9 protein-coding genes and 1 pseudogene are annotated in these 7,657 nt (G+C 63.9%); 5 read left to right on the top strand and 5 right to left on the bottom strand.

Annotation, left to right across the window (positions count from 1 at the left end; all coding sequences use genetic code 11):
• Positions 1-262, top strand: a pseudogene (locus CWO89_RS37955) (hypothetical protein); the annotation flags it as partial.
• A 149-nt stretch (positions 263-411) separates the two neighbouring features.
• Positions 412-1,074, top strand: a complete 663-nt coding sequence (locus tag CWO89_RS37950; RefSeq protein ID WP_130583470.1) for a DsbA family protein — start codon at positions 412-414, stop codon at positions 1,072-1,074.
• Positions 1,075-1,107: 33 nt separating this feature from the next.
• Here the strand turns inward: CWO89_RS37950 and CWO89_RS37945 are convergent, their stop codons facing one another.
• Both CWO89_RS37945 and CWO89_RS37940 read right to left on the bottom strand, forming a co-directional pair.
• Positions 1,108-1,314, bottom strand: a complete 207-nt coding sequence (locus CWO89_RS37945; protein ID WP_130583469.1) for a hypothetical protein — start codon at positions 1,312-1,314, stop codon at positions 1,108-1,110.
• Positions 1,315-1,395: 81 nt separating this feature from the next.
• Positions 1,396-2,283 carry a LysR family transcriptional regulator gene (locus CWO89_RS37940; protein WP_130583468.1) on the bottom strand — a complete coding sequence of 296 codons (888 nt, stop codon included), beginning with the start codon at positions 2,281-2,283 and terminating at the stop codon, positions 1,396-1,398.
• A 120-nt stretch (positions 2,284-2,403) separates the two neighbouring features.
• Here CWO89_RS37940 and CWO89_RS37935 point away from each other — a divergent pair, with 120 nt between their 5' ends.
• Entirely contained in the window at positions 2,404-3,144 is a 741-nt protein-coding gene (locus tag CWO89_RS37935; protein WP_130583467.1) for an SDR family oxidoreductase, read from the top strand.
• Positions 3,145-3,217: 73 nt separating this feature from the next.
• Here the strand turns inward: CWO89_RS37935 and CWO89_RS37930 are convergent, their stop codons facing one another.
• From CWO89_RS37930 to CWO89_RS37920, 3 genes are all read right to left on the bottom strand, one after another.
• Positions 3,218-4,291 carry a carboxylesterase family protein gene (locus CWO89_RS37930; protein ID WP_130583466.1) on the bottom strand — a complete coding sequence of 358 codons (1,074 nt, stop codon included), beginning with the start codon at positions 4,289-4,291 and terminating at the stop codon, positions 3,218-3,220.
• Between the two features lie 17 nt (positions 4,292-4,308).
• Positions 4,309-5,280 (bottom strand): S1C family serine protease, encoded by a 972-nt coding sequence (locus CWO89_RS37925; protein WP_130583465.1) that lies wholly within the window; start codon positions 5,278-5,280, stop codon positions 4,309-4,311.
• 143 nt (positions 5,281-5,423) lie between these two features.
• Positions 5,424-6,485: a DUF2252 family protein gene (locus tag CWO89_RS37920; protein WP_130583464.1), complete on the bottom strand. Its 1,062-nt coding sequence runs from the start codon at positions 6,483-6,485 to the stop codon at positions 5,424-5,426.
• A 164-nt stretch (positions 6,486-6,649) separates the two neighbouring features.
• Between CWO89_RS37920 and CWO89_RS37915 the strand changes: the two genes are divergently transcribed.
• Together CWO89_RS37915 and CWO89_RS37910 are read left to right on the top strand one after the other, a co-directional pair.
• Positions 6,650-7,141, top strand: a complete 492-nt coding sequence (locus tag CWO89_RS37915; protein ID WP_283813573.1) for an NUDIX hydrolase — start codon at positions 6,650-6,652, stop codon at positions 7,139-7,141.
• On the top strand, positions 7,138-7,560 hold the full coding sequence (locus CWO89_RS37910) for a DUF1810 domain-containing protein (RefSeq protein ID WP_130583463.1): 423 nt from the start codon (positions 7,138-7,140) through the stop codon (positions 7,558-7,560). The genes CWO89_RS37915 and CWO89_RS37910 overlap by 4 nt, the downstream gene beginning before the upstream one ends.
• Positions 7,561-7,657: the final 97 nt, after the last annotated feature.

Here is a 7,657-nt window from a genome sequence, read left to right as displayed (position 1 = left end):
CGCGCCGGCCCCGGCCGCCAAGGAGGCCAAGAAGGAAGCCGCTCCAGCCGCAGCGCCTGCGTTGCCGGCGGGACCGGCGGTATTCCCGAACGCGGTCGATCCGAAATACGCCAAGGAGACGCAGGGCAAGGCGCGCATGCACACCTGCGTCGACCAGTACAATGCCAACAAGACCACCAATGCCAATGGCGGTCTGAAGTGGATCCAGAAGGGCGGCGGCTATTACAGCGAATGCACCAAGCGGTTGAAGGGCGCCGCTTGATCTTGAAGCGGCTGGCGCGGTCGGAGTATGACGCCGGCCGCGTCAGCCTTTATCGTGCCGTGTTTCGGACGAGTTTGGTGAGCTCAGCAAAGCTGCGTGACATGTCCGCCTGCCGAGCGTAGACAGCGAAGGCAGCCGCGAGATTTGACATGAGCCCACCGACCGATCGTGCCGGAATCAATCCGGAACCCACGCGCCGCGCCGCGCTCGGCCTGATGGCTGCCGGCATCACGCTGCTGGGCGGCACTGCCGTCGCGCAGGAAGAAGAGAAGGTGCTGACCGAAGCCGCCGTGCTGCGCGATCCGGAGATCCCTGTCGCCGGCAACGCCAAGGGCGACATCAGCATCGTCGAGTGGTTCGACTACCAGTGTCCCTATTGCCGCAAGATCGCGCCTGAACTGCAGCAAATTGCGCAGGACGATGGCAAGGTGCGCCTGGTGTGGAAGGATTGGCCGATCCTGGGCGATGTGTCGAAGGTCGCATCGCGCATGGCGCTGGCCGCGAAGTATCAGGACAAGTTTCAGGCAGCGCATGAGGCGATGATGGGCCTCACCATGAAACTGACCGAGCCGCGGATACAGGAGGTGCTCGCAGGTGCGAGCATCGACATCGATCGCTTGAAGCGCGATCTTGCGGCCAATGCCACGACGATCGATGCCATTCTTGCGCGCAACAACGCCCAGGCCGAGGCCTTCGGTTTTCAGGGCACGCCGTCCTTCATCGTCGGCAAATTCCGCGTGCCCGGCATCCTGACCAAGGAGCAGTTTGTGCAGGCCATCGCCGACGCGCGCAAGGCGAACATGAGTCGCTAGATCGGGCAGTTCCTCAGGTCTGGCAGGTCTTCGCTAGCGCGATGAAATCTTCTGCCAATCCTCATGAGCGCGTGCTTTCAGCGCCTTCAGGTCATCGGCGGCAACGTCCCAGTTGACGATGGTACGGCCGCTCTGCGCGGCCTGGCCGCCCGCCACGCTCGACGTCCGCATCGAATCATAGAGATAAACGCCCGCAATGAGCAGTAGCGCACCCAAGATCATTCCGAAAAACGTTCGCATGACGAAACCTCCGGTGACCGCAGATAACGGGGATGGCCGGCGGATGGTTCCGGGGCCGGCCAGTTCGTACCGGAACCGCGCTTAAGCCCGCCCGAAGGCGTGCATCACGTAATCGATGAACACGCGCACGCGCGGCGAGACCTGGCGGTTGCGCGGGTAGAGCAGGGATACCGGGACCGAGGGCGGCGGACATTCGGTGAGCACCTCAACGAGCGCCCAACGCGCCAGATCGGCTTCGGCGTGGAAGCGCGGCACCTGGACCAGGCCGAGGCCGAGCCGCGCGGTGGCGAGGTAGCTCTCCGGTCCCGTCACCGACATGATCGCCGGCAGCGTCACTTCGCGCACCGTGCCTCCGACCACGAACTCCATCGGCCGCAGCCGCCTCGTCGTCAGCGAGCGTATCCCGATCATGCGGTGGCCTTCGAGCGCATCGGGACCAGACGGCGTGCCGAAGCGCTCGAAATAGCCAGGCGCCGCGCAGGTGAAGCGCTCCAGCATCACCACCTGCCTTGCGATCATGTCGCTGTCGGGCAGATGGCCGAAGCGCAAGACGCAATCGACGCCTTCCTCGATCAGGTCGATCCAGCGGTCGCTCTCGCTCATGTTGATCTCGATGCCGGGATATTCCGCGAAGAAGCCCGGCAGGTTGGGCAGCAGGAAGTGACGCGCCAGCGTGCCCTGCACTTCCAACCGCAACAGCCCCTTCGGCTTGCCGCCGCCGAATGCGCCTTCGGCATCCTCGAGGTCGGCGATCAGCGACAGGCAGCGGCGGTAATGGGCTTCGCCATCGAGGGTCGGGCGGACATGCCGCGTGGCCCGTTCGATCAGCCGCACACCGAGCCGCGCCTCCAGCGATTTGACGGCGTCCGTCACCGTCGAGCGCAGCATGCCGAGATCCTCAGCTGCAAGCGAAAAGCTGCGCCGCTCCACCACCCGGGTGAACACCCGCATCGCATCGAACCGATCCATCGCGATTATCCGGATTTTGGGAATAGTGATGCCAATCTATGCATGATTATCCGGAGTGTGAAAGTGCCTACCTTGCTCCTGTCACCCAGCGGCCAAGCCGCAGACCGAGAGGAGAACAAGATGTCGAACGAAACCAACAAAGTGGCACTGGTAACGGGCGCCTCGCGCGGGATCGGCGCCGCGGTGGCCGAACGCCTTGCGAAGGACGGCTTCACCGTCGTGATCAATTACGCCGGCGACACCAAAGCCGCCGAGGCGGTGGCGAGCCGGATCGAAGCCGCCGGCGGCCGGGCTCTCACGGCCAAGGCTGACGTCAGCGATCCCAACGCGGTGCGCGGCGTATTCGATGCGGCGGAAGCCGCGTTCGGCGGCGTCGACGTGCTCGTCAACAACGCCGGCATCATGAAGCTTGCCAGGATCGCCGACACCGATGACGCGCTGTTCGACCAGCACGTGGCCATCAACCTCAAGGGCAGCTTCAATGCGATGCGCGAGGCCGCGCGCCGGCTGCGCGACGGTGGACGCATCATCAATTTCTCGACCAGCGTCGTCGGCACCAAGTTCGAGACCTACGGCGCCTACACCGCGACCAAGGCGGCGATCGAGGTCTTGACCGCGATCCTGTCCAAGGAATTGCGCGGACGCGCGATTACGGTCAACGCGGTCGCACCCGGTCCGACGGCGACCGATCTGTTCCTGCACGGCAAGTCGCCGGAACTGATCGACCGCCTTGCCAAGGCCAATCCGCTGGAGCGGCTCGGCACACCCGAGGACATCGCCTCGGTCGTGTCCTTCCTCGCCGGTCCCGACGGCTCCTGGATCAAAGGCCAGACGCTGCGCGCCAATGGCGGCCTGGTTTGAAACAACGACATCGACGAGGACAGTTCCGCCAGCGTGGCGAGTGGTCCCGGGTTACACTGGCGCTTCACCCGGGCTACGGCACCTCATTCAGCCACTCCAGGATCACCGCGTTCATCTCGCGCGGGTAGGTATGGCTGAGGTCGTCGAGCTCGCGATAGGTGACGGCGGCACCGGCCGCGCTCAGCGCCTGCTGCGTCTGGCGCGCGACCTGCACCGGGAACATCCAGTCGAGCGTCCCATGCACGATATGGATCGGCAATCCGCGTAGCCGTTCCGCGTCCGCCATTTCGGCCATCAGCGGATGAAAGGTTGCTGCCACCGGGGCGAGGTGGGTGAAGGGCGAGGCGCTGCCCAAGCCTGAAACATAGCAGAACGTGCCGCCGTCGCTCATTCCCGTCATCAGCATTCGCTTCTCGTCGATAGTCCAGCGCGACCGTACGAAATCGAGAATGCGGACAAGGTTCGGCGTGTCGATATCGTCGCCCATCAACGCCCAGGTGCTTCCGAGCGCGGTCGGCGAGACGAGGATGGCGCCGCGGCTGCGTGCGTCGCGCAGCCAGCTCCACAAGAAGCCGCGGCCATTGCCGCTGCCGCCATGCAGCGCCATCACCAGCGGCCAGGCGCGGTCGGGTGTGTAATGTTCCGGCACGTAGAGCGAAAAGCCCCCGCGGCTGCCCGGCTCGTTACCGTCGTGCAGAATGCCGGTGGTTGCACCGGCAGGCTCGGCCAGCCGCGCTAGCAGTTCGGCATCCCCGCGCAAAGCGGGATCGGTGAAGAACTCGTTCACCGGTGGCAATCGCGTGGCCAGCGGATAGAGCGCCTCCAGCGCGCGCGGCGTGTAGCGCAGCGCGCGGAACACACTCACGAGATCACCATTGCCGTCCTGCACCGCGCGCAGGCCCCGATATGCGGCGAGCGCCGCATCGCTTGCGGTTTCGAGTTGCGCCCTGATCGCGGCAAATTGCTCCGGCCAGTCGGCGAGCCGCGGGCGGACCGCGCGCAGCGCCGCGTCCGGCTCGCCCGCGATCTGCATGACGTGGCCGAACTCCGGCGGGTGCAAATGGCGCGCGATGAAGCCGAGCGATTCCAGCGTCTGCAACAGCGGCGGCAGCACGGCAACGATGTCGTCCACCACGGCCTCGCCCATTGCGCTGCTCTTCGCGCTCAATGCAGCCGCGGCCCCTTCAACAGTTTCGTGCGATCGATCGAGGCCAGCGTGACGTCGAAGGTGACGCCTTCGTGATAGACGGTGAGCGGCACGTCGACGCCGGCGGTGCCGAGCGACCAGAGCTTGCGATAGAAGCTCGCCTGGCTCATCACCTTTTCGCCGTTGACGGCGAGGATGACGTCGCCGGTCTTCAGCTCGGCGCGCGCCGCCGGGCCCTTGCCGGCGATGCCGACCACGACGATGCGGTTGTCGATCTCGGTCGTGTACATGCCGAGCCAGGGCCGCGATGGCCGATTGACGCGGCCATATTTGCGCAGGTCGTCGAACACCGGCATCAAGAGGTCGATCGGCACCATCATGTTGACATGCTCAGCGCGGGCGTTGCGCTCGCGTTCGAGCTGCAGCGAGCCGATGCCGATCAATTCGCCTTTGCCGGAGATCAGCGCGGTGCCGCCCCAATTGGGATGCGCGGGATAGGTAAAGATCGCTTCGTCGAGCAGGTATTCCCAATAGCCTGCAAATTCCTGCTTCGCCACGATCTGGCTCGCCAGCGAGCGGGTGCGGCCGCCGGCGCCGCCGACCACGACATTGTCGCCGACCTTCGTCGCGGCAGACGAGCCGATCGGCATCGGCTCGATGCCCGGCCGTCCCAGCGCCTGCACCAGGCCGAAGCCGGATTCGAAATCGAACCCGAGCGGATGGCCCTCGATCACACGACCGTCGCCAAGATGCAGCCACACGGTTTCCGCTTCAGTGATGAGATAGCCGATCGTCAGCACCAGCCCGTCGTCGATCAGGACACCGTTGCCGGCGCGCTCCGTGCCCAGCGTCTCCGCGCTGAACGCGTCGGACGGGATGATGGAGTGCAGTCCCACCACGGCGGCAAGCGCGCGGTCGAGGTCAAACTTGTAGTTGCCGGAACTGGGCTGGTGTGCCGGTGGCACTTTCCATTCGGTCAAGGAAGACATGAAGGATCTCCGTAAGAATCGCGTTTCCTTCGACTAACGCCGCACCCAATAATCAATGTCCGGTCGATCGTCCCGAAGACAATATAACAACGAAATGAGCCCAGCGCGAGCGGGCTTCGCGGTTTGGAACGACTACAAATCCATCAGCCCCGCCATTGCCGATAGTCGCGCCGAACCTTCCCGTTCGCGACAGTTGCCGCTGCTTGCAACCAGCCGCGTGGGCGTTTTCGCAGGTCGGCTTCGATGGCCTGGCGTCCGGCCGGGCTGGCGGCGTGGATGGACGCAACATCGAATGCCATGGCGTGAAGCAGCTTCAGGTGCAGCTTTCTCCCGGCGCTCTTGCCGAGTTCGATTTTCTTGGAGTCGGCGGAGATGCGGCGGAAGATGAACTTCTTGTGTACGGTCAGAAAGGGATCCGGCGAACGGTACCTGCCGTTGGCCGATTTGAGGAAATTCGATTTCTTCGATGTTGTCGCATCGTGAGCCCAGGTCCATGCCGAGGGCACTAACGCCTTTGCCTCACGCACGACCAGGCCTTCGCGCCATTTTGCGATCACGGCGTAACGCGGCCGTCCCAGGCTGCCGCCGCCCTTCTTGAAAATCTGGCATAGCCGGATGTCGGTCGCGTCCTTAGGCAGGCTTGCCTCCAGTACCTTCTCGACCTCCCTCGGTCGCGGCCGGGGCTTGCGATATTTTTCGATGTCGTCCCAGAATTCTTCCGCTTCTCCGTCGTCCGGCTCGGCGTAAGGCCTGAGCCAGGTTCGGTTCTCGAACAACAGCGCCGGTCGCGGGTATTTCAGGCCCTCGTGATATGCCTTCAACAGGGTGCTGGCGGCATCTTCATCGTCGACAGCCGAACGCGGCGCGAGTTGGATGCTGGTTGCCAGACGGACGAGATCGAGCAGATAGGGCATCTCGGCGGCTTCGTCGAAATCGTTGACTCCCCAGACCAGACGCCCATCGGCGTCGCGCCAGGTTCCGAAATTTTCCAGATGCAGATCGCCGACGGCGAGCACCTTGGGCGCGTCCATCAGCTCCGGACACCAGTCGCCGATTTTCCTCGCCCAGCGGAAATAGGTCGCGCGCAGGAAGATGAAGGCGCTCTCCTTCATTCGCTCGTGCTTGTAGTCGATGTCGCTCTTGACGATATCGCACTGCGTCGCCAACCACTTCTCGAATTCCCTGTTATCATCGCGGAAAGACATGGGAGACCTCACACGGTTGGATCGGTGGAACGGATTCTACCTTAAGATGTGATCTCGCAGAACCTCGCATGTAGCGTCTTGAGCCGATGCGAAACGTCGCATACATGCCGACCAATCCGGTGCTGGCCGACGGAGCCGAAAATGCATGGCGGGAGCAAAGATCGTTGAAGGCGACACGTCGCACGCCCGCAAGTGCGGGCATCATGATGTATCGCCGTTCGGGGTCGCGGCTGGAAGTTCTGCTCGTGCATCCCGGCGGGCCCTACTGGCGCCGCAAGGACGAGGGCGCCTGGTCGATCCCGAAGGGGGAGATGGACGGCGAGGAGGATGCAATCGCCGTGGCGCGCCGCGAATTTGCCGAGGAGACCGGCGTCGTCCTTGATCAGCCGCTCGAACCGCTGGGCGAGATCCGCCAGCGCGCCGGAAAGCGCGTGATCGCTTTCGCCGTCGAAGGCGATCTCGATGTGCATGCTATCAGGAGTAATATGTTCGAGATCGAGTGGCCGCCGAGAAGCGGGAAGATGCAGGCGTTCCCTGAGATCGATCGCGCCGAATGGTTCGATCTCGCGGCCGCGCATGCGAAGATACTCGAAGGCCAGCGGCCGTTGCTCGATCGCCTCGTCGAGCTCGTCGGCCCATCAGGGAGAAGCCCATGAGCGACCGCTTTGATCTCGCGCGCTTTGTCGATGCGCAGGCTCCGGTTTACCGGCAGGTTGTGGCTGAGCTCAGCCGCGGCCGCAAGCAAAGCCACTGGATGTGGTTCATCTTCCCGCAGCTTGCCGGTCTCGGGTTCAGCGCGATGGCGCAGCGCTTTGCGATCGCCTCTCGCGACGAGGCGATCGCCTATCTGAAGCATGAGATCCTGGGACCGCGGCTGCTCGAATGCACGCGTCTCGTCAACGCCGTCGATGGCAAGACCATCCGGGAAATTCTCGGCAGTCCCGACGATCTGAAGTTCCGCTCCTCGATGACGCTGTTTGCCGCGGTGTCGGCCGTTCCCGAATTTCCCGCTGCGCTGAAGAAATATTATGGTGGCGAAGCCGACCCACGAACGCTTGAGCTGTTAGCTGGCTAAAGCTGAACCGACGTCATTCCGGGGCGCGCGTCAGCGCGAGCCCGGAATCCATCGGGCCGCATGCGTAAGTGGAGAAATGGATTCCGGGTTCGCGCTG

Origin of the sequence: Bradyrhizobium sp. Leo170 (genome assembly GCF_004296405.1) — a bacterium.
Classification (GTDB): Bacteria; Pseudomonadota; Alphaproteobacteria; order Rhizobiales; family Xanthobacteraceae; genus Bradyrhizobium.
Note: the sequence above shows the minus strand (reverse complement) of the source record. Positions and strands in the feature narration are given on the sequence as shown.

Coding starts and splice junctions, on each gene's coding strand:
- CWO89_RS37920 (WP_130583464.1), bottom strand. CDS start 6,485: ATGTCTTTCCGCGATGATAACAGGGAATTCGAGAAGTGGTTGGCGACG.
- CWO89_RS37935 (WP_130583467.1), top strand. CDS start 2,404: ATGTCGAACGAAACCAACAAAGTGGCACTGGTAACGGGCGCCTCGCGC.
- CWO89_RS37930 (WP_130583466.1), bottom strand. CDS start 4,291: ATGGGCGAGGCCGTGGTGGACGACATCGTTGCCGTGCTGCCGCCGCTG.
- CWO89_RS37950 (WP_130583470.1), top strand. CDS start 412: ATGAGCCCACCGACCGATCGTGCCGGAATCAATCCGGAACCCACGCGC.
- CWO89_RS37940 (WP_130583468.1), bottom strand. CDS start 2,283: ATGGATCGGTTCGATGCGATGCGGGTGTTCACCCGGGTGGTGGAGCGG.
- CWO89_RS37910 (WP_130583463.1), top strand. CDS start 7,138: ATGAGCGACCGCTTTGATCTCGCGCGCTTTGTCGATGCGCAGGCTCCG.
- CWO89_RS37945 (WP_130583469.1), bottom strand. CDS start 1,314: ATGCGAACGTTTTTCGGAATGATCTTGGGTGCGCTACTGCTCATTGCG.
- CWO89_RS37925 (WP_130583465.1), bottom strand. CDS start 5,280: ATGTCTTCCTTGACCGAATGGAAAGTGCCACCGGCACACCAGCCCAGT.